The sequence below is a fragment of the Rhizobium sullae genome, assembly GCF_025200715.1.
GTDB lineage: Bacteria > Pseudomonadota > Alphaproteobacteria > Rhizobiales > Rhizobiaceae > Rhizobium > Rhizobium sullae.
In genome coordinates this window covers 1,409,071-1,428,196 of sequence record NZ_CP104143.1, presented here as the reverse complement: position 1 = coordinate 1,428,196, position 19,126 = coordinate 1,409,071, and the positions used below count along the sequence as shown (strand labels likewise).

General features: G+C 60.8%; 27 protein-coding genes and 1 pseudogene. 17 read left to right on the top strand and 11 right to left on the bottom strand.

Annotated elements, in window-relative coordinates; genetic code table 11:
• Window positions 1-106: 106 nt before the first annotated feature.
• Entirely contained in the window at window positions 107-883 is a 777-nt protein-coding gene (gene cmoA / locus N2599_RS07210; RefSeq protein WP_051336706.1) for a carboxy-S-adenosyl-L-methionine synthase CmoA, read from the top strand.
• 176 nt (window positions 884-1,059) lie between these two features.
• Window positions 1,060-1,653, top strand: coding sequence for a methyltransferase family protein (locus N2599_RS07205; protein WP_245209275.1), 594 nt, complete (start codon window positions 1,060-1,062; stop codon window positions 1,651-1,653).
• A gap of 132 nt (window positions 1,654-1,785) precedes the next feature.
• On the opposite strand, the gene N2599_RS07200 is transcribed toward N2599_RS07205, so the two are convergent.
• From N2599_RS07200 to cobT, 3 genes are all read right to left on the bottom strand, one after another.
• Window positions 1,786-2,376 (bottom strand): cation efflux transmembrane domain-containing protein, encoded by a 591-nt coding sequence (locus tag N2599_RS07200; protein ID WP_027511884.1) that lies wholly within the window; start codon window positions 2,374-2,376, stop codon window positions 1,786-1,788.
• A gap of 127 nt (window positions 2,377-2,503) precedes the next feature.
• Window positions 2,504-2,896, bottom strand: a complete 393-nt coding sequence (locus N2599_RS07195) for a diacylglycerol kinase (RefSeq protein WP_027511885.1) — start codon at window positions 2,894-2,896, stop codon at window positions 2,504-2,506.
• Between the two features lie 121 nt (window positions 2,897-3,017).
• On the bottom strand, window positions 3,018-4,034 hold the full coding sequence (gene cobT / locus N2599_RS07190; RefSeq protein ID WP_027511886.1) for a nicotinate-nucleotide--dimethylbenzimidazole phosphoribosyltransferase: 1,017 nt from the start codon (window positions 4,032-4,034) through the stop codon (window positions 3,018-3,020).
• A 157-nt stretch (window positions 4,035-4,191) separates the two neighbouring features.
• Between cobT and N2599_RS07185 the strand changes: the two genes are divergently transcribed.
• The 11 genes from N2599_RS07185 (at window position 4,192) to N2599_RS07135 (ending at window position 9,558) form a co-directional block, all read left to right on the top strand.
• Window positions 4,192-4,974, top strand: a complete 783-nt coding sequence (locus N2599_RS07185; protein ID WP_027511887.1) for an adenosylcobinamide-GDP ribazoletransferase — start codon at window positions 4,192-4,194, stop codon at window positions 4,972-4,974.
• 18 nt (window positions 4,975-4,992) lie between these two features.
• Window positions 4,993-5,202, top strand: a complete 210-nt coding sequence (locus N2599_RS07180) for a DUF1289 domain-containing protein (RefSeq protein ID WP_027511888.1) — start codon at window positions 4,993-4,995, stop codon at window positions 5,200-5,202.
• A complete protein-coding gene (locus tag N2599_RS07175; protein ID WP_027511889.1) occupies window positions 5,199-5,900 on the top strand; it encodes a TIGR02281 family clan AA aspartic protease in 702 nt (233 codons plus the stop codon). Before N2599_RS07180 ends, N2599_RS07175 begins: the two co-directional genes overlap by 4 nt.
• Window positions 5,901-6,091: 191 nt before the next feature.
• Window positions 6,092-6,415, top strand: a complete 324-nt coding sequence (locus N2599_RS07170; protein WP_027511890.1) for an ArsR/SmtB family transcription factor — start codon at window positions 6,092-6,094, stop codon at window positions 6,413-6,415.
• Entirely contained in the window at window positions 6,412-6,843 is a 432-nt protein-coding gene (locus N2599_RS07165; RefSeq protein ID WP_027511891.1) for an SRPBCC family protein, read from the top strand. Before N2599_RS07170 ends, N2599_RS07165 begins: the two co-directional genes overlap by 4 nt.
• 9 nt (window positions 6,844-6,852) lie before the next feature.
• Window positions 6,853-7,299, top strand: coding sequence for an SRPBCC family protein (locus N2599_RS07160; RefSeq protein ID WP_027511892.1), 447 nt, complete (start codon window positions 6,853-6,855; stop codon window positions 7,297-7,299).
• Window positions 7,296-7,523, top strand: a complete 228-nt coding sequence (locus N2599_RS07155) for a hypothetical protein (protein WP_027511893.1) — start codon at window positions 7,296-7,298, stop codon at window positions 7,521-7,523. The genes N2599_RS07160 and N2599_RS07155 overlap by 4 nt, the downstream gene beginning before the upstream one ends.
• Window positions 7,524-7,528: 5 nt before the next feature.
• Window positions 7,529-7,996, top strand: a complete 468-nt coding sequence (locus tag N2599_RS07150) for a DUF1801 domain-containing protein (RefSeq protein ID WP_027511894.1) — start codon at window positions 7,529-7,531, stop codon at window positions 7,994-7,996.
• Between the two features lie 335 nt (window positions 7,997-8,331).
• Entirely contained in the window at window positions 8,332-8,760 is a 429-nt protein-coding gene (locus tag N2599_RS07145) for a DUF1801 domain-containing protein (protein WP_027511895.1), read from the top strand.
• 99 nt (window positions 8,761-8,859) lie between these two features.
• Window positions 8,860-9,069, top strand: a complete 210-nt coding sequence (locus N2599_RS07140) for a hypothetical protein (RefSeq protein ID WP_037142889.1) — start codon at window positions 8,860-8,862, stop codon at window positions 9,067-9,069.
• 36 nt (window positions 9,070-9,105) lie between these two features.
• A complete protein-coding gene (locus N2599_RS07135; RefSeq protein ID WP_027511897.1) occupies window positions 9,106-9,558 on the top strand; it encodes a hypothetical protein in 453 nt (150 codons plus the stop codon).
• Window positions 9,559-9,609: 51 nt separating this feature from the next.
• Here N2599_RS07135 and N2599_RS07130 read toward each other — a convergent pair whose 3' ends face one another.
• The 6 genes and pseudogenes from N2599_RS07130 to N2599_RS07105 form a co-directional block, all read right to left on the bottom strand.
• Window positions 9,610-9,777, bottom strand: a complete 168-nt coding sequence (locus N2599_RS07130; protein WP_209444078.1) for a hypothetical protein — start codon at window positions 9,775-9,777, stop codon at window positions 9,610-9,612.
• Between the two features lie 83 nt (window positions 9,778-9,860).
• Complete coding sequence (locus tag N2599_RS07125; RefSeq protein WP_027511899.1) at window positions 9,861-10,622, bottom strand: ABC transporter permease; 762 nt, start codon at window positions 10,620-10,622, stop codon at window positions 9,861-9,863.
• Window positions 10,619-11,545, bottom strand: a complete 927-nt coding sequence (locus N2599_RS07120) for an ABC transporter ATP-binding protein (protein WP_027511900.1) — start codon at window positions 11,543-11,545, stop codon at window positions 10,619-10,621. Before N2599_RS07120 ends, N2599_RS07125 begins: the two co-directional genes overlap by 4 nt.
• A 249-nt stretch (window positions 11,546-11,794) precedes the next feature.
• Window positions 11,795-11,992 (bottom strand): annotated as a pseudogene (locus N2599_RS07115) (sulfite exporter TauE/SafE family protein); the annotation flags it as partial.
• A gap of 343 nt (window positions 11,993-12,335) precedes the next feature.
• Window positions 12,336-12,686 (bottom strand): VOC family protein, encoded by a 351-nt coding sequence (locus tag N2599_RS07110; protein ID WP_027511902.1) that lies wholly within the window; start codon window positions 12,684-12,686, stop codon window positions 12,336-12,338.
• A 110-nt stretch (window positions 12,687-12,796) separates the two neighbouring features.
• Window positions 12,797-13,189: a VOC family protein gene (locus N2599_RS07105; RefSeq protein WP_027511903.1), complete on the bottom strand. Its 393-nt coding sequence runs from the start codon at window positions 13,187-13,189 to the stop codon at window positions 12,797-12,799.
• 384 nt (window positions 13,190-13,573) lie between these two features.
• On the opposite strand from N2599_RS07105, the gene N2599_RS07100 reads away from it, so the two are divergent.
• From N2599_RS07100 to N2599_RS07090, 3 genes are all read left to right on the top strand, one after another.
• Entirely contained in the window at window positions 13,574-14,056 is a 483-nt protein-coding gene (locus tag N2599_RS07100) for a methyltransferase family protein (RefSeq protein ID WP_027511904.1), read from the top strand.
• A gap of 134 nt (window positions 14,057-14,190) precedes the next feature.
• Complete coding sequence (locus N2599_RS07095; RefSeq protein WP_027511905.1) at window positions 14,191-14,634, top strand: SRPBCC family protein; 444 nt, start codon at window positions 14,191-14,193, stop codon at window positions 14,632-14,634.
• 221 nt (window positions 14,635-14,855) lie between these two features.
• Entirely contained in the window at window positions 14,856-15,116 is a 261-nt protein-coding gene (locus N2599_RS07090; RefSeq protein ID WP_027511906.1) for a hypothetical protein, read from the top strand.
• Window positions 15,117-15,233: 117 nt separating this feature from the next.
• Here N2599_RS07090 and N2599_RS07085 read toward each other — a convergent pair whose 3' ends face one another.
• Both N2599_RS07085 and N2599_RS07080 read right to left on the bottom strand, forming a co-directional pair.
• A complete protein-coding gene (locus N2599_RS07085; RefSeq protein WP_375714119.1) occupies window positions 15,234-16,508 on the bottom strand; it encodes an extensin-like domain-containing protein in 1,275 nt (424 codons plus the stop codon).
• Between the two features lie 122 nt (window positions 16,509-16,630).
• Window positions 16,631-18,445, bottom strand: a complete 1,815-nt coding sequence (locus tag N2599_RS07080) for a methyl-accepting chemotaxis protein (RefSeq protein ID WP_027511908.1) — start codon at window positions 18,443-18,445, stop codon at window positions 16,631-16,633.
• Between the two features lie 294 nt (window positions 18,446-18,739).
• On the opposite strand from N2599_RS07080, the gene N2599_RS07075 reads away from it, so the two are divergent.
• Window positions 18,740-19,126, top strand: a complete 387-nt coding sequence (locus N2599_RS07075; RefSeq protein WP_027511909.1) for an acyl-CoA thioesterase — start codon at window positions 18,740-18,742, stop codon at window positions 19,124-19,126.

The window sequence follows — 19,126 nt, the reverse complement described above, 5'->3', positions numbered from 1 at the left end:
ACGCGAGCGGGGTGAAGCGTGTTAGCGGCACAGGCGTCTGTCGCGTCCTGACTGGAAACCACCTCCCACCCTCGCGAAACCACGATGCCAGCCAGGGAGCCGTTGAATGGCCAAGCGTGCCGTGAGCCTGTTTCAGACCCACCAAATCCTGCAGTCCGAGAAAAGGGACGAGGTCTTCAGTGAGCACGACCAGCCCGTCGGAGATTTTGCCTTCAATGCCAAGGTCGCCGACGTGTTCGACGACATGGTCAGCCGCTCCGTGCCGCATTATGAAGAAATGCAGCGCATGGTGTGCGAGCTGGCCCAGGATTTTGCCAGGCCCAACACCAATCTCTACGACATCGGCTGCTCGACCGCGACCACATTGCTGACGCTCGATCCCATCCTGGATCCGAGGGTGAAGTTCATCGGCATCGACAACGCGCCGGACATGCTGGAAAAAGCCCGCCAGAAGGTCGCGTGCAAGAGCGCGCAGCGGCCGATCGATCTCGTTACCGCCGATCTTCACGAGGGGCTTTACATGGAGAACGCCAGCGTCGTCACAATGCTGCTGACCCTGCAATTCATCCGTCCGCTTTACCGGGAACGGGTGATGAAGATGATCTATTCAGGTTTGAACGAGCAAGGCTGCCTGCTGCTGATCGAGAAACTGACCAGCGAGGATACGACCTTCAATCGTCTGTTCATCCAGCATTACTACGATTTCAAGCGGCGGAATGGTTATTCGGATATTGAAATCGCCAAAAAACGTGAGGCGCTGGAAAACGTACTAATCCCCTATCGCCTCGAAGAGAACGTCTTGCTTCTGAAGGAAACAGGCTTCCGGCATGTCGAGGTTTTCTTCCGTTGGTACAATTTCTGCGGGATCGTTGCGGTCAAGTAAGAGCGGAAGAGCAAGGCACCTACATGAAATCGTCGATGATCCGCATCGGGAACTTTCTGTTCCGACACCGAAACCAGGCTTTTCCGATCATAATTCTCTTGCTGTTCCTCGTTGCGCCGCCGCCGAGTGAGACACTGGGCAGCACGACGCTGGCGCGCGTCAAGGACGTCGTCGCCGTGCTCGTTGCGCTTTCCGGTTTGGCCCTCCGTGCCACCGTCATTGGCTATGCTTATATTCAACGCGGCGGCCTGAACAAGAAAGTCTACGCCAAAAACCTCGTGACCGAGGGTATGTTCGGAATCTGCCGAAACCCCTTGTACGTTGGCAATCTGCTCATCTACGCGGCCGTTTTCCTGATGCACGGCGATCCGCAGGTGGTCACAACCGGCATCGCGTCATTCCTGTTCATGTACCAGTGCATCATCTATGCGGAGGAAGATTACCTCGAGGGCAAGTTCGGCGAAGGATACCGGGTCTATTGCGCCGATGTGCCGCGCTGGATACCGCGCTTCCGCAAATTCGCCGAAGCCACCGAAGGGATGGCATTCAACCTGAAGCGGGTGATCGGCAAGGATTATTCGACGATTTCGGCCACCGTGATCGCGTTGCTGTCGGTGGATATCTATGAACACCTCGCCGTCCCGGAACCGACCGCGAACCGGTCATACCTGTTGCTGCTCGCCGCTTTGATCGCGCTTATCGGGCTGATGGCCGGCGTAATCAGAATCCTCAAGAAACGCGGCAACTTCCGCGAAAGTAAAGCGGTTTGAAGATAGACAACGAAGCAGGCATCCGGCTTTGCGAATGATTCGCAGACATCTTTAACCGACGAGGTGCGGCATCGTGAGCGCGTTAAGGCGCCGCGGTAGGCGCAATGAGCTCTTCATCCGACATGACAGGTTCTAAACTGCAGCCTTGTGTTCTTCGTGTGCGGCTCTCCAAACCGCACGCCCGGCATCGACATTCATAACGGCTATGGCAAGGCCGACGATCACGTCAGGCCAGACAGATTGCCAAACGTAGGCGGTGACGAGGCCGGTCAGAAAGATCGCCACATTGGCGACGGCATCGGCGCGGGCGAAAAGAAGGGCGGCCCGGGCGAGGCTGACGCTGTGGAACCGTCCCAGCAGGAAAGCGCAACTCCAGTTAACGATCAGACCGACCGCCCCCGTCAGCCAGAGCGTAGATGGCTCCGGCGGAATCGGATTATTGAATTTGCTCCAAAGTGCCCAGAGCAGCGCCAGAGCGGGCAGGACCAGTATTCCGGCAAGCCCCATGCCCACTCGCGTCCGCGCCTTCATCGACCATCCGAGCGCGAACGCAATCAGGACACTGACAGAAGCGCCCTTTAGGAAATCAATGCTGTCGGCAAAAAGTGAAATTGAACCAATGGAGAGGGCGACGGCGAACTCTACCCCGAAAAAGACGAAGTTGAGCAGCGCCACGATCAAAACGTTACTGCGAAGGCGTGGATCAGAAAGACCGCTTTCCATCCGACACTAGCTATTGGGCGAAGCTGACAGCAACCTGAATGGGCCAGAGCATTAGTAACAACCGAAGAACACTTCGGGAGGCGCGGGCGAGCGCGACAATCGTCGTCTTCTTGATACGGCCGCCGTTCTAAGCGAAAACGATCACAATCAGGTGCGTGCCGATCGCGAAGAGGAGATAGAGCCCGCATGCGGCAATCGCGCAGAGGACGGCAAACGAGCCGAGATCCTTCGCATGCTTGCCGACCATCGAGATTTCCGGCGAGATGCGGTCGATCACCTCTTCGATTGCCGTGTTCAGCGCCTCGACAGCGAAGAGCACCAGAAAAAGCACGACGGCGATCATCACTTCCCACAGCGACGCCCCGACGGCGGCAAGCAGGATCAGCGAAACGGCGGCGAACAGCAGCTCCTGCCGGAAGGCCGATTCCCTGATCAGGCGCTGGAAGCCCGCCCAGGAATAGGCGGCGGCAGCGAAGAAATGGCTCATACCCGTCAGTTTGCCTATGGCAGGTTTGGTCAAGGTGCGCCCTCGTCTTGCAGTCGGCGGCGGCCGCAGCCACCGCCCATCGGTCAAAATGCGAATACCGGTTCCAGGCTTCCGCCGCAAGCATCCGTCACCCGCCTGATAAAAGCTGTAGCACTCAGTGCTTGTTGGTGACGCCCGCCTGCGAGAAGGTCGCCATTCCGGAATGGCAGGCTGCCGCGGCCTTCACGATGCCAGCGGCAAGGGCTGCACCCGTACCCTCGCCGAGCCGCATGCCGAGCGCCAGAAGCGGCGTCTTGCCGAGCATCTCGATCGCCCTGAGATGCCCCGGTTCGCTGGAGACATGGCCGATCAGGCAGTGATCGAGCGCCGACGGATTGGCCGCATGCAGGATGGCGCCCGCCGCCGTCGCCACATAGCCGTCGATTAGCACCGGTATCTTCTCGACGCGCGCCGCAAGGATGGCGCCGGCCATCGCCGCGATCTCGCGGCCGCCGAGGCGGCGCATGATTTCCAGCGGATCGTTCAGATGGTCGCGGTGCAGCTCGACGGCGCGCTCGACGGCCGCAACCTTGCGCTCCAGCATCTCGCCCTCGGAGCCGGTTCCCGGCCCCACCCAGTCGCGTGCCGAACCGCCGTAAAGCGCGTAGTTGATCGCAGCCGCGATCGTCGTGTTGCCGATTCCCATCTCGCCGATGCAGAGCAGATCCGTGCCGCCCGCAATCGCCTCCATGCCGAAGGCCATTGTCGCCGCGCAATCGCGCTCGGAAAGTGCTGCCTCTTCGGTGATATCGCCGGTCGGATAGTCGAGCGCCAGATCGAAGATCTTGAGACCGAGATCGTATGCGACGCAGATCTGGTTGATCGCAGCACCCCCGGCGGCGAAATTCTCCACCATCTGCTGCGTTACCGCCGGCGGAAAGGGCGTGATGCCCTGTCTCGCCACGCCGTGGTTGCCGGCGAAGATCGCAACCAGCGGCCGGTTGACGGAGGGCGCCCTGCCCGTCCAGGCCGCCAGCCAGAAGGCGATCTCCTCGAGCCTGCCTAGCGCGCCCGGCGGCTTCGTCAGCTGCGCGTCGCGCTCGCGCGCGGCCACCAGCGCCCGGGTATCCGGTCCCGGCAGATCGCGCAGCAGCGCACGGAAATCGTCGAACGGCAGGCCTGAAACGCTCATGAATGCGGCTTCCTTGTATTCTGTGTTTTGTCCCAAAGGTCCGGCCTGCTTGTCTTTTGCGGGCAAATCGGCTTCTTTCGTCGCGACTCTATTAAAGGCAGCGGCCAGGCGTCACAACTCCAAAAGCGCCGCACCTTTCCGGCATGACATGGGGGACATGATCATCAAGGCCTATGCGCTCGACACTGCCCGCGCCGTCGCTTTCCTGAGCCGGCTTCCCGTGCCGCAATGGGTCTTTTCAGGAGACGACGGTAAGCTCAGCCGCACCGTGCGCGCCTTCCCGCTCGCCGGGATTGTCATCGGGGTCATCCCGGCCCTCACCTTCCTCATCTTGCTTGCGCTGCGCGCCGACCGGCTGATGGCAGCCCTCGTCGGCCTTGCCGTCCAGTCTCTCATTGCCGGCGCACTGCACGAAGACGGGCTCTCCGATACCGCCGACGGCATCGGCGGCGGACGCGACCGCGATCATGCGCTGGCGATCATGAAGGACAGCCGCATCGGCAGCTATGGCGCAATCGCCCTGATCTTCTCGATAGCACTTCGCGCCGCGGCCCTTGCCGCCATCGCCCGCGAGGTCGCCCCGCTTGCCGCCGCCCTCGCGATCCCCGCAGCCGCCTGCCTCAGCCGCGCCGCCCTCGTCTGGCACTGGCACCGTCTGCCGCCCGCAAAGACGGACGGCATCGCCGCCGCCTCGGGCCAGCCGGGCGAAAGCGCCATGCATGTCGCGCTCGTGTCCGCCTGCCTTTTTTCGGCCCTTCTCGTCTGGCCAGCGCTCGGCCTGCTGGCGCTCGTCTGCAGCCTGCTTGCAACCGGCATCACGGTCATCGCCTTCACCCTCTATATCCGCCGCAAGCTTGCCGGCCATACCGGCGACACGCTCGGCGCCGCCCAGCAGATTTCCGAAATCGCTGCCTTCTGCGCCCTTGCCACCGCCTTGTGAAATCACGATATTCTGCTCATGCAAACGCCCTGCATCCACCTATGCTCGATCGATACAGCCACCGGCTTTTGCATGGGCTGCGGCCGCACGCTTGCCGAGATCGGCGACTGGATGTCCTATTCGGATGAGGAAAGGCAGCGCATCATGACTGTCCTTGCCGCGCGCCTCTTTGCCGAACCGGCGACCCGGCTTCGCGAGACGTCCGCAATGCCGGAGCAACGTTCATGAACCGGCTCGGGCTCTTCCTTCTGATCCTCGGAATCGGCCTTGCCGTCCTCGTCTACAACCACGACAGCGACCGCGTTCTCGGCATGAACATCGACGATTTCGGCCGCATGGTCTATCTCCTGCCGATCGTGCTGATGCTGTCGGCCGGCATCTGGGCAAGCCGACGCAGCGCCGGCGAAACGATGCGCAACCTGATGATCTGGCTGGTCATCATCCTGGCGCTCGCAACCGTCTATCTCTACCGTCAGGACCTCCTCGGCGTCGGCAACCGCCTGCTTGCCGGCCTCGTGCCCGGCCGTGCCGTTGTCGTCACCACCAGCGAAGGCGGCAGCGAGATCATCCTGCACAAGCTGCTGAACGGCCATTTCGAGGCCGACGTCTCCGTCAACGGCCAGACGATCCCGATGCTCGTTGATACCGGCGCCAGCATGGTGGCCTTGTCGCAGGCCGACGCCGAGCGCATCGGCATCATCCCCGAAAATCTCACTTACTCGATGACCGTCATGACCGCGAATGGCCGCGCCCGCGCCGCGCCGGTGACGCTCGACCGCGTCGCGATCGGCCCCATCGTGCGCACCGGCGTCGCCGCCAGCGTCGCCGAAGACGGCGCGCTCGACCAGAGCCTGCTTGGCATGAGCTTCCTCCAAACGCTGGGTTCCCTGCAGATGCAGACGGACGAGCTCAGGATGCGCGACTAGCAGCAGGCGCGTCACCACAGCGCTACAGCTCTGCATAAGCGATGACGTTAATGCACGACACATAGCCGATGGGATATGCTCGTTTGGAGCCCACTGCGCGGCAATCTCTATGCATGTCCACGCACCTGGTTGACTAACTCATATCTCACGGGATATACGTTTATTCATAGCCAACGGGGTATAGGTCCCATATGTCGAACGCGGCAGATATGCTCTTCCGAACACTCGCCGATCCGACGCGGCGGGCTCTCTTCGAACGGCTGTGCCGCGAAGGAGAAAAGACGGTCGGGGCTCTGACGGCTCAGGCCGGGGTCTCGCAGCCGGTCGTTTCAAAGCATCTTGGGGTCCTGAAGCAGGCCGGGCTGGTGCGCGACCGCCACGAAGGCCGCCACACGCACTATAGCGCGCAGCTCGGCGCCTTGGCCCCGCTGATCGACTGGACAAGCCAGATGGCCGGCTTCTGGCAGAGCCGGTTCGACGACCTCGAAGACTTGCTCAAAAGGATGGACCAATGAACAAACCCGCGACCGAAACGCTTTCCGTCGTTGTCGAACGGGAGATCCCTTATCCACCAGACAGGATCTGGCGCGCGCTCACACAACCACACCTGATCGAGGAGTGGCTCATGAAGAACGACTTCAAGCCTGACATAGGCCACCGTTTCAATCTTCGCGGAGACTGGGGCGGCGTGCTGGACTGCGAGGTCCTCGCCGTCGAGCCGAACAAAACTCTGTCCTACACCTGGAACTTCGCACATGACGATGCTGCCTACAATCTGCAAAGCGTGGTGACCTTCACGCTGACGCCAACAAGCGCAGGCACCCACCTGCGTATGGAGCAGTCGGGCTTCCGGCCGGATCAGAAGCAGGCCTACGGCGGCGCAAAGGCAGGCTGGAAGCAGTTCTTTGCGAAACTGGAAGAGGTCCTAGAGCGGACGGAGTGAGGTGATGCCATGACCGAGACCAAAAGCATCGTCGTTGAGCGCAGAATGCAGCATCCTCCGGAGAGGATCTGGCGCGCGCTCACGCAAACCGAACTCATCGCCGAATGGCTGATGCAAAACGACTTCGAGCCGACCGTCGGTCATCGCTTCCAGTTTCGTGCAAAGCCCATGCCCGGCTGGTCGGGCATCACCAACTGCGAAGTGCTGGAAGTGGATGTGCCCAAGCGGCTCGTTTATCGCTGGGGCGACGGAACGGAATCGGACAGTGGCCTGAGCACTGTGGTGACCTGGACTTTGACGCCGGCGGACAACGACACGCTGGTGCGAATGGAGCAGTCGGGATTCCGTCCGCAGGACGAAGCAGGCTACAAGGGCATGGGCAGCGGCTGGCCGCACATTCTCGAACGGCTGGAGCAGATCATGGAACGTGAAATTCCGCCAAGGAGGTCCCATTGAATTGGAATAATTGCATTCGGCAGTTCCACCGCTGGCTGTCCATCGTCTTCACAGTGACGGTGATCGCAAATTTCGTCGCGATGGGATTGGGGGAACCTCCCGGTTGGATCGTCTATTCGCCGTTGCCGCCGCTGTTTTTGCTTTTGTTCACCGGTCTCTACATGTTCGTTCTGCCCTATATCACCCAGTGGCGCGGCGAACGGCGCATCGGCGGAGAGGCGTGAACGCAATGAACGGCAAGACACCCAGGCAACCAGCAAAGGCGGCGAAGGAGGCCGCGGCCAAACCGGCCCTCACAGAGCCGGTACTTCTTTCAGGCGGCAACCCCCAAATCCCGAAGGGCTACGGCGACGCCCCCGTGCAGGCCTACATCGCGGCCATGCCGGGCTGGAAAAGCGACCTCGGACGCCGCCTTGACGCGCTCATCGAGCGCACCGTCCCCGGCGTGCGCAAGGCGGTCAAATGGAACTCGCCCTTCTATGGAGTGGAAGACGATGTCTGGTTCCTCAGCTTTCATTGCTTCACGAAATACGTGAAAGTAACCTTCTTCCGCGGCGTGTCGCTGCAACCCGCACCGAAGGGAAAGTCAAAGTACGAGGCTGTGCGCTATCTCGACATCCATGAGGGCGAACTCGACGAAGCGCAGTTCGCCGATTGGGTGAAGCAGGCCAGCCAATTGCCCGGCGAACGGATGTGAGCGGGTAGTCGCGAGGTGCCCCGAAGATGAGAGTCGACCTATGAACGACGACGTTGGCGAACACCGAGTTCCAACGGCGCATTCGTGCCGCTATTCGTTAATCGGCAGACACAGGTGTTCGATAGCTCAATAGACATTGGGTTTTGAAGCAGGTTCAAGCGCATGCCGAACTGGCTTGCGGCGTCACAGACACCGTAACGCACATGGGATGGCAGTTTCCGGGTGCGGGCCGGGTAAGCCGATCACGGAGCGACGCTAGACGAGTCTGCTACCAATTTACTAGCTTCGGTGGCACCTCACGTAGCAATTTGACAAGGAAGAAAGCGACAAACACCATGAAGAACAGCGCCTCGAAGGAAGCCGAAGCCTCTCCCTCGCAGTTGATCGATGCAAAGATCGCGGCGCTGGGCGACTGGCGGGGCGAAACGCTTGCACGGATCCGAACCCTCATCAAGGAGGCCGACCCGGACGTGGTCGAGGAGGTGAAATGGAAAAAGCCCTCGAACATATTGGGGGTTCCCGTGTGGGAACACACCGGCATGATCTGCACCGGCGAGACCTACAAGGACAAAGTGAAGCTGACCTTCGCCAAGGGCGCCTCGCTGGAGGACCCTTCAGGCCTCTTCAACTCCAGCCTCGAAGGCAACATGAGGCGCGCGATCGATTTCCACGAGGGCGGCGAGATCGATGACACGGCGTTGAAGGCGCTCATTCGCGCCGCCGTGGCGCTGAACACGTCTCAGAAGAGACCAAAGAGCGCTTGAAGAGCGGCGCATAGCGTCAAGGTCCGGCTCTATATTCTTCAACCCATGGAACCTTGCGTCCCGCATTTGGGTTGAATGGATTGAAAGGAGGCGCTGGTCATGGACAATCCCTCAAAGCAACTTGCGGAAGAATATATCCGCCTGGGCGGCCATCGCCGCGCTGTCATCGACGATAACATCGTATCCACCCGCTGCTGGGAAAAGGATACGCCCGAGGCCGCGCAATTCTGGACAGACCGCATCGATACGCTGGATGCTGCCCGCCGCAGACAGGTCGTGTCCTTTCTGCCGACAATCAACCGGATCTGATTGCAGGGCGGCACATTCTCGGAAAGGAGGCCGATCATGTCGAACAGCGCCAGGACCGGCGGCACGGAGGCATTTAACGGCATCAGCCGCACCCGCTTCGGCAAATCGGTCGAAAGCCGGGCCCAGATTGACGATGCCGCCAGGCAAGCCTCTTTCACACCGGATGACGGCGAAGCCCTCAATGTCTACCGCGTCGTCCCGGTCGCGGCCGCCGACGACCTGAACTGGCAGAATTCGCCCTCGCAAGGCGAAGTCGTGGTCGCGGCGCGCACAGCCGGTGATGCCCGCATCGTTGCCGCAAGCCGCGAACTCGATTTCATGGAGATCGATTCCGCACCTGCCGATGACGTCACCACGATCAACGCCAGCGCCTTCCGCAACGACAAGCTCTATACCGTTATCGAGATCGAGCATGGCAGGCGCGACCTGCGGCGCGGCGTCCTCGAAGGCGACATCGCCGTCAACAACATCCGCCCGACGCAAGGCTGAGCTTCAGGGAATGGCATTGCCATCAGTCAATCATGTCCGGAATCGGCCGTATCAGCCGGGCTTCTTCCTGAAGTGCACATCGGCAACGGACGCCACGATAACGGCCTCGTCACCCAATGACCATTCCACCGCCCGCGCTGCCATTCTCGCCGGGACGCCTTCCGAGCCGCCCCAATGAAGAAAGAGCCGTCTCCAGCGCGCGATGATCCGGGACTGCATCCGCTCCAGTCATGAACGCCTTTTGGGCGTCGATAACCAGCAAAAGTTCCGCGAAACCCGGCTCCGCCACTGCCTGCATCATATCAGTTCCGTAGCCGGTATCCCGTCTTGAAAATCCAGCCGAGCGTCGCGAGGCACATTGCCAGGAACATGGTGATCATCCCGAGGCTGAGCAGAGGGTTAACGTCGGCAATACCGTAGAAGCTCCAGCGGAACCCGCTCACCAGATAGAGCACTGGATTGAAATGGCTGACAGCCTGCCAGAAGGGCGGCAGCATGTTGATCGAGTAGAAGCTACCGCCGAGGAAGGTGAGCGGCGGCACCACGAGCATTGGGATCAGGTTCAGCTGCTCGAAGTTGCCCGCCCATATGCCGATCATGAAGCCGAACAGGCTGAAGGTGACCGCCGTCAGCAGGAAGAACAGGATCATCATGAAGGGATGCTCGATCCTGATGTCCACGAAGGCATTGGCCGTCAAAAGGATGATGAGCCCGATCAGCAGTCCCTTGGTCGCCGCAGCCCCGACATAGCCGAGCAAAATTTCCGTCATCGCGACCGGCGCCGACAGTACCTCGTAGATCGTGCCGGTGAATTTCGGAAAGTAGATGCCGAAGGAGCCGTTGCCGATGCACTGGCCGAGCAGCGTCAGCATGATGAGCCCCGGCGTGATGAAGGCGCCGTAGGAAACGCCTTCGACCTCCTGGATGCGCGAGCCGATCGCAGCACCAAAAACGATGAAATAGAGCGAGGTAGAGATCACTGGCGAAAAGACGCTCTGCAGCAGTGTGCGGCGCGTGCGCGCCATTTCGAAGAAATAGATCGACTTGATGGCCTCGAAGTTCATCTTGCGCCTCCCACGAGCGCCACGAAGATATCCTCGAGCGAGCTCTGCCGCGTCGAAAGATCCTTGAAGTGGATGTTCTGCGCCGCAAGCCGGGTGAGTAGCGCGGCGATGCTCTCTTGCTCCTTCTGCGCATCGAAATCGTATATCAGCCGGTTGCCGTCCGGCTCCAGCGACAGGCCGTTGCCGGAGAAACAGTCGGGCAGCCTGTCCAGCGGCTCGGCAAGCTCGAGGATCAACTGCTTGCGGCCGAGCTTCGTCATCAGCGCCGTCTTGTCTTCGACCAGCAGCAGCTCGCCGCCGTTGATGACGCCGACGCGGTCGGCGATCTCTTCGGCCTCTTCGATGTAATGCGTCGTCAGGATGATGGTGGTGCCGGACTCCCGCAGCCTCTCGACGACGCGCCACATATCCTTTCGCAGCGTCACGTCGACGCCCGCCGTCGGCTCGTCGAGGAAGAGGATCTCCGGCTCGTGGCTCAGCGCCTTGGCGATCAGCACGCGCCGCTTCATGCCACCGGAAAGCTCGCGCAGCATATTGTCCTTCCTGTTCCACAGCGAAAGGTCGCGCAGCACTTTTTCGATATGCGCCGGGTTCGGCTTCTTGCCATGCAGCCCGCGCGAGAAGCTCACCGTGTTCCAGACAGTCTCGAACTGGTCGGTCGTCAGTTCCTGCGGCACCAGCCCGATCATCGTCCGCGTCGCCCGGAAGTCCTTGACGACGTCGTGCCCGGCGACGAGCACCTCGCCGCCCGTCGGATTGACGATGCCGCAAACGATCGAGATCATCGTGGTCTTGCCCGCGCCGTTGGGCCCGAGCAGCGCCAGGATCTCGCCCTTCTCGACATCGAGATCGATGCCCTTCAGCGCCACGAATCCATTGGCGTAGCTTTTTGTGAGATTTCGGATGGAAATGATGGGTGCCATTGCGGATTTCTTGAGTATTTCCTCGTTTTTCGTCCGCTATATAACCCCTTTGTTACACTTTGACATCCTGTCAGCGCTGAACAGACTATTCAGCGAAAGCATCTTTATGCGTAGATGCTGATGAGAAACCGCGCGCCTGTGACGATCAGGACGATGCCGAAGCCGATCTCCAATTGACGCTTGCTCATCCGGTGGGTGCGCGCCGATCGGCGCGATATACATCGTCAGCGGAATGATGAGCACCACCGCGATGATCGCAAGCGAAGTGCCAACCGACAGGTGCATGCGCACCACTTCCGGCACATCGAGCCAGCCGAACACCTGATAGAAGACCGGAACGAGGATCGCGCCGCCGCCGATGCCGATGAGACCGGCAAGCAGATCCGCGACCGCACCTGCAGCCGCCAGCATCAGTGCAAAAAGGAAAAGCTCCGAAACAGCCGGCATTGCGACCTACCCACTCCCAAGCAGGCCGGATCATGGGAAAGAAAATCAGCGGCAGGTTTTAATTGTCATCAAGCGGTGATCTTCTTCGGAGATAAGCAGTATCGAGGCAACCAACGGTCTCCGCGCCGCCGCCCATCCCTTTGCGGAACCGCTTCAAGGGCGCTCGTTACGCCCATTTTTCCGCTGCCTCGGCGTATAGTAAGCAGTTATTGCCAGTCACGAAAATCCTTGAATTCCGGCCTCGCGCTTCCCCTGCCCGGCCGGCCCAGATTCAGCCGGCTCCTGAGCCGGCTTTCTTTTTTCCGGCCGGAAAGCATCGGATTCCTGCAGGACCGCGGCGAAATTACGCGTGTCGCAGGATATTCACCAACCGGCCGAAGGGATCACGCACATAGAACCGGCGCACACCCCACGGCTCGTTCGCCGGACCATATTCCACCGCGATACCCTCGCGGATGACCCGCTGATAGACCTCGTCGAAATCATCGACTTCGATGGAGAGGTCGGGCACCGGCGTTCCGGAGCCGCCTTCGGTCGCAAAGCTGACCTGCGGCCTCGCGCTCGCATCCGCCGCATAAGTTGCGATCCACCCATGATCCATGACAACGCCCATGCCAAGGATGCCCCGGTAGAAAGCCTTGGCGGCTGCGATATCGGAAACGGCGATGTTCGCGACGATGCGTTTGACGGTCATGGTCGTCTTCCTCGGCAGGGGGGCAGCATAGCCTGTGCATGATGTCCAGTCGGCAACATCTGGGCAGCTTCTGGCTCGAAGCTGCCGGGCCGGCGCGTTTCGCTCCACGTTCACGGATTCCAGCCGCCACTGCCATAGGGACGCGTGATGATTTCGAGCAGGTGACCGTTCGGGTCTTCGAAATAGAGACCACGTCCACCGTCGTGGTCATTGATCTCGCCTGGCTTCCTCTGGCCGGGATCAGCCCAGTAGCCCATGTTCCGCTCGCGAATTCGGTTGAAAATCGCGTCGAACTCGGCGTCGCCCACGAGGAAGGCGTAGTGTTGGCGTCCGATCTCCCCTTCGGCATGCATATAGTCGAGATTGGCGCCGTTGTCGGTCGTGACCATGTAGAACGGTCCCCAGCGCCGCGGCGCTGGCAATCCCAGCATCTCAGCCAGGAAATCTGCCGAAGCCTTACTGTCTCTGGCCGACAGGATAGTGTGATTGAAGTTGATGGCCATCTTAGTCTCACGGGAACGAGGCGGAGCTCAAACGCAGCGTTTCGCCCGACTAATACGCTCGGCGGGTTCTTTGTTCCGTACCTCGGGCACACTTTCATCCAAGGCGGAACTTGCACGATCAGGATGCAGGGGTTCGAACCAGGGCGGAGAACGGAAGTTTTCAGATGGCCGCTGAACCGGAGAACGTGCACCTAAATCAAAATCCGCTTCGCTTTGCATAGGAGAAGGGTCGGCCGACTTCGATCCTTCGGTGTCCGCGCCGCTCGACCTTCAAATCTCTTTCAAAGCGACGTAAACTGCCACCCGTGGCGTGCTCTGGCAGTCACAAAAAACGCGCCTCCGTGCATTAGAATTCCGGTGCGGAAAGCAGATCGGACGGGCGGTATGAACGAGGCGACCGGGAATTTTCGCGACAGTTCAGGCGCGGCGGTGCGGCCGCCGATCGCGTGGGCGCTCGCTGTAATTGCCGGGCTCGTGCTCAACTGGCTCTATCCGCTGCCGTTCCTGCCGGCAGCCATGCCGGCCGGCGCGCTCGGCGGCATCGTGTTCCTCGCCGGCCTGGCGCTACTGATCTGGGCGGCGACGACCTTCCGTCGCGCGGGAACGCAGATCCAGACCACCCAGCCGACGGCGACGATTGTCGACGAGGGACCCTACCGCTTCACGCGCAACCCGATCTATATCGGCATGTTCCTCGGCCTCATCGGCGTCGCCATCGCCATCGACAGTCTGTGGCTCATCGTCTTGTTGGTGCCATTCTATCTCGTCATCCGCTACGGCGTGGTCGCCCGCGAGGAGGTCTATCTCGAACGGAAATTCGGCGACGTCTATTTGGCCTACAAGGCCCGCGTCAGGCGGTGGCTATAGCGAGACGACGAGGGCGCAAGGTTGCGAGGTCTGAGTAATTTTACCTCAGTAACGGATCGATCCGGTGTCGGATTGGCAAAGCCTCGTTCGTCCTTAGGATCGTCAATTCCGTCAATTCAAAAAGGATCACGACCATGCCGAACACCATACGCCTGCATCGCGTCCTGGCAACCAGCCCTGAGAAGGTCTATCGCGCGTTCATCGAGGCGGACGCGCTCGCCAAGTGGCTTCCCCCTAACGGCTATACCTGCACGGTGCATCACTTTGAGCCGACAGCCGGCGGCAAATTCAAAATGTCCTTCCGCAACTTCACAACGGGCAAAAGCGAAGCGTTCGGCGGCGAATATGTCGAGCTCGTCCCCGGCGAACTCGTGCGCTACACGGACAAGTTCGACAACCCCAACCTGCCCGGCGAAATGGACGTCACTGTGACCTTGAAGAAAGTGCTGGTCGGAACCGAGGTCGACATAACGCAGGCAGGCGTTCCGGACGTCATTCCGCCCGAGGCTTGCTATCTCGGTTGGCAGGAGTCGCTGCGAAACCTGGCAAGGCTTATCGAGCCCGAGATCAACGAGTAGCGCCAGACTGTCGGAGCCGGATCGCGTTGACGATTTTCGCGATCCGGTCTGAGGACGCCGCCCGAGTCCGCATTGCCAATGCGAACGGTCCCGTTGGCTCTTGACATCAATGCCATCCGCTGCCCGCTGGCCAAACGGCTTGGTCCAATTTCCCCGACGTGCATCGGTTGCAGAATCACCACGCGGCACGCTAACGTCAGTTCACAACCATCGGGATAAAAATGGCCGATAACGAAAATCGCAAAGATCCGGCAACCTGGCGCATCGTGTCGGCTGCGCTGCTCGACTTCTTTACCGCATTTTTCGTGGTTGGATATATCGTAGGCTGGCTAACCGGTTCCAACACCCCAGAGGGCGGCGGGTTTCAACTCAGCGGTTGGGCAGCGCTTGTGGCTTTTGCATTGATCGTTGCATATTTTATCGTCTTCGACAGATTTCTGAATGGTACAATTTGGAAGCGTATTCTTAGCGCCAAACGGTAAGTGAGCCGCCGTGATTCCCCTTCGCGTCGGGGATGAGGCATTGGGACTACCCTTAGCGAGAACGCGGCACTGTCACCGTGGCTCGATTTGGCCTGAAGCAACCATCTACTCCCGCCGCTAATTACAATAAACCCTGCCGCCCTTGCGCGGTCTCAGGTCGAAATGGAAGTGGTTCCAGTGCTCCGGGTTGCTGCCCGGTCCGAGGACGGTGTTGAAATACTGGCAGCTGTCGGTGCGCACGGCCTTGAGCAACCTTCCTTCGCGGAGGGAGAAGAGCCCTTTCCGGCGCACGTCGATCTGGTGGCCGTTCTTCAGCACGAACTTGCCGACGTCGATCGCGTTGCCGCGCGCATGTTCGGACATCGGATTGTAGCGCTGGCGGCTGTTGTTCATGCGCCGGCAGGAATAGCCGCCGAGCGGCTGGATCGTCTTGACGCCCGACCAGTAGCGGAAGCGTGCGGACGGCGCGAGTTCGTTCTTCACCCATTTCGCAAAGGCAAGCGTCACCTGGCAGTTCAGCGTCACCGCCGGCTTCACGCCGATATTGCCGGAAAGCCCCTGCAACGAGACCGGATAGGGCACCTGGCAGGCCGGGCCGTCGTTGATCGCCGGCTTGTTGGTGAAGGTCACGCCCATGCGCTTCAGCTCGCGGCGGCAGGAAAGCTCGGAGGCCGGCATCACGTTCGGGTCCGGGGCAACCGGCCGGCTCATCATCGGGTCGTTCGGCCTGAGCATCGCCACCTCCTGGCTCTCGTCCTCTTCCGGAACGCGCGAGGGCTCGATCACCGAACTGCCGTCGTTCCAGACCGGAGCGCGGCTCACTTCCGCCTGCGCGGTGGGCTGCGGTACCGCCGCCCGATTCAGCTGCGTCGGGTTGTCGGTACCGATCCCGTCGATAACCGGCTCGGTGGAATTCCCTTCGGCGATCTGCATCTGCTGCTCCTGCGCCAGCCCGACGACCGGTTGCGCGCCAAGCTCCGCATCCATATTGACGCCGCCGGACGGCACTGCAAGCTGTTGGGTACCGCCCCAGTTCTGCGGCTGCCCCTGCTCCTGCCCCAGCGCCTCGTCGCTGTCGATCATCGGCAGCTTCTTCGGCATCGGCTGGTTTGCCGCGCGCACCGGCTGCCCGGTGCCCGCCAGGTTCGGCTTGTCGAGATAGTCGGCCGATCCTCCGGCGTTCGAGACCGGCGTGCCGGATGGATAGGACGCCTGCACGTCGGCGGTCGCCATGCGCATCGCGCCCTGCCCCGGCATCGGCGAGATCGAACTAACCTTCGTTCCCCGATCGACGCTTGCCGGCGGTATCATGCCGTCGCTGATGGAACAGGTCGCAAGGCTGGCGGATATCAGAACCGGCAGCGCGACGCGCCGGAAAAGGGAGGTAGACACAATACTCTCCATCGCTCCCGCAGCCCTGCTTGCATTGAAGAATTTGAATCGAATTTAGCTAAAAACGGTGAATGAAAGCTTACGCCTGAAGAGGAGCCGGAATGATCCGGCTCCATCGCTGATCAAGCTGCACGCCGTACGTAGTGCTGCGGTGCGCGCGAGCCGAGGCGGAATTTAGACAGCAGCGTGCGAAGCTGGCTGCTCTCTTCGGCAAGCGTCTGGCTCGCCGCCGTCGTCTCCTCCACCATGGCGGCGTTCTGTTGGGTCATCTGGTCCATATGGTTGACCGAGGTATTGATCTCGTGGAGACCCGTTGCCTGCTCGCGCGCCGCCGTCGCGATCGAATTGACGTGGTCGTTGACTTTATTCACCAGCGTCTCGATCTCGACCAGAGCATCGCCCGTCGAGCGCACCAGCGCCACGCCGGATTCGACTTCCGCCGCCGAGTTGCTGATCAGCGTCTTGATCTCCTTCGCGGCATTGGCCGAGCGCTGGGCAAGTTCGCGGACCTCCTGGGCTACGACCGCGAAGCCCCGGCCGGCATCGCCTGCGCGTGCGGCTTCGACGCCCGCATTCAGTGCCAAGAGGTTCGTCTGGAAGGCGATCTCGTCGATCACGCCGATAATCTGGCTGATCCGGCTGGACGAGTCCTCGATCCGGCTCATCGCGGTGACGGCGTTCCGCACGATCTCGCCGGACTTTCCAGCGCTCGCCTTGGTCTCGGCGACCATCTCGCGGGCCTCCGTCGCCCGCTCGGATGCGGTCCTCACCGTCGCGGTAATCTCATCGAGCGCAGCAGCCGTCTCTTCGAGCGCGGCGGCCTGCTGCTCGGTGCGCTTCGAAAGGTTGTTGGTGGCTTCGCTGATACCCGAGGCGTTGTCGTGCACGACATTGCTCGATTCGGCGATCGCTTCGATCACGTCGTTGAGCGCGCCCACGGCGGCATTGAAGTCGGAGCGCAGCTTCGAATAATCCTCGCCGAGATCGCCGATCGAAACCGTGAGGTCGCCGGCTGCAAGCTTCTCCAGCCCTGCCCCCAGCGTCTGCATCGCATGATTCTGACGCTCGGCTGCGGCGCGCAGGCTCTCCTCGTTGCCGCGGCGTTCGCTGTCGATCTCGTGCTGGCGCTCGTCTTCGCGGGTACGCATCTTGCTGCGGTCGAGCATCGAGTCGCGGAGCACCAGCAGGGCCTTCGCCATGTGGCCGACCTCGTCGCGCCGGTCGCTGTCGGAAATTTCGACCGATACATTCTCGGCTGCGATCTCAGTCATCGCCGCGCCGATCCGCGCGACAGGTGCGGTAACGCTCTTGACGATCGCATAGGCAACGGAAACGATGATCGCGGCTCCGATGGCGCAAAGGATCGCCGCCCAGATTGCGTTCTGCCAGTAGAGCGCTGCAAGGTCGTCCGAATAGACGCCGGTGCCGACGATCCAGCCCCAGGGCTCGAAGCCTGCGACGTGCGAAAATTTCAGAACCGGCTGCTCAGCACCCGGCTTCGGCCAGTAATAGTCGACAAAACCGTCGCCGTGGGCCTTCACGACATTGACGAATTCCATGAAGAGGAATTTGCCATTCGGGTCCTTGTTCTGCGAAAGGTCGGTACCGTTGAGCTCCGGCTTTATCGGGTGCATCACCATGACCGGGCGCATGTCGTTGATCCAGAAGTAGCCGCTGCCGCCGTAGCGCATGGCGGCAATCACGTCCTTCGCCGCCGCCTGCGCCGCATCGCGCGTCAGCGTACCGGCCTGCTCCATCTTGTAGTATTTCTGCAGGATGTTGACCGCCGTCGCATCCATCTGCGCAAGACCGGATTTTCTTTCCATTTCCAGTTCGGAATAAGAATAGTTCAGAAAGAAACCCATCGTCGCTACAAAAATCGCCAGCGTCAGGCCGACGAGCGAGTAGAGACGCGTTGATATCTTGATATTGCGCATGAATTCCCCCGGCATTCTCATACAGAATCGATGTTCGAATGATGAGGGGCATCCATTACTGGACGGTGAACTAATATTAGAGCGAGATGACATAACGCGGCGGAAGAGTGGTTGCCGGTGGTCCGGCTCCCGTTACAACAAATTGAATTATCTCAGAATTTTATATTCAAGAGATTTAATTCAGCTCCTACGGCGCCTGGCGCGAAAACCGCTGGCCGTTTGCATGTTCATTTCGCCTACGCTTTGCATTACCGTGCAGCGGAATCGAAACCGCAAACATCGCGAAGTGGGACCATGACCGACACCCCGAAGCCGAAAGGCGAATTGACGCTCCGCACGCTTGCCATGCCGGGCGACGCCAATCCCGCAGGCGATATCTTCGGCGGATGGGTCATGGCGCAGATGGACTTGGCAAGCGGCATCCGCGCCGCCGAACGCGCCAGGGGCCGGGTGGTGACCGCCGCGGTCAAGGAAATGGCCTTCCAGCTGCCGGTGAAGATCGGCGATACGCTCTCGGTCTTTACCGACATCGACCGCGTCGGCCGCACCTCGATCACGCTCTGCGTCGAGGCCTGGGCGCACCGCTCGCGCTACAACAAGATGGAAAAGGTCACGGCGGGCACCTTCATCATGGTGGCGCTCGACGAAAACGGCGCGCCGAAGCCGGTCCCCGAGGAGTGA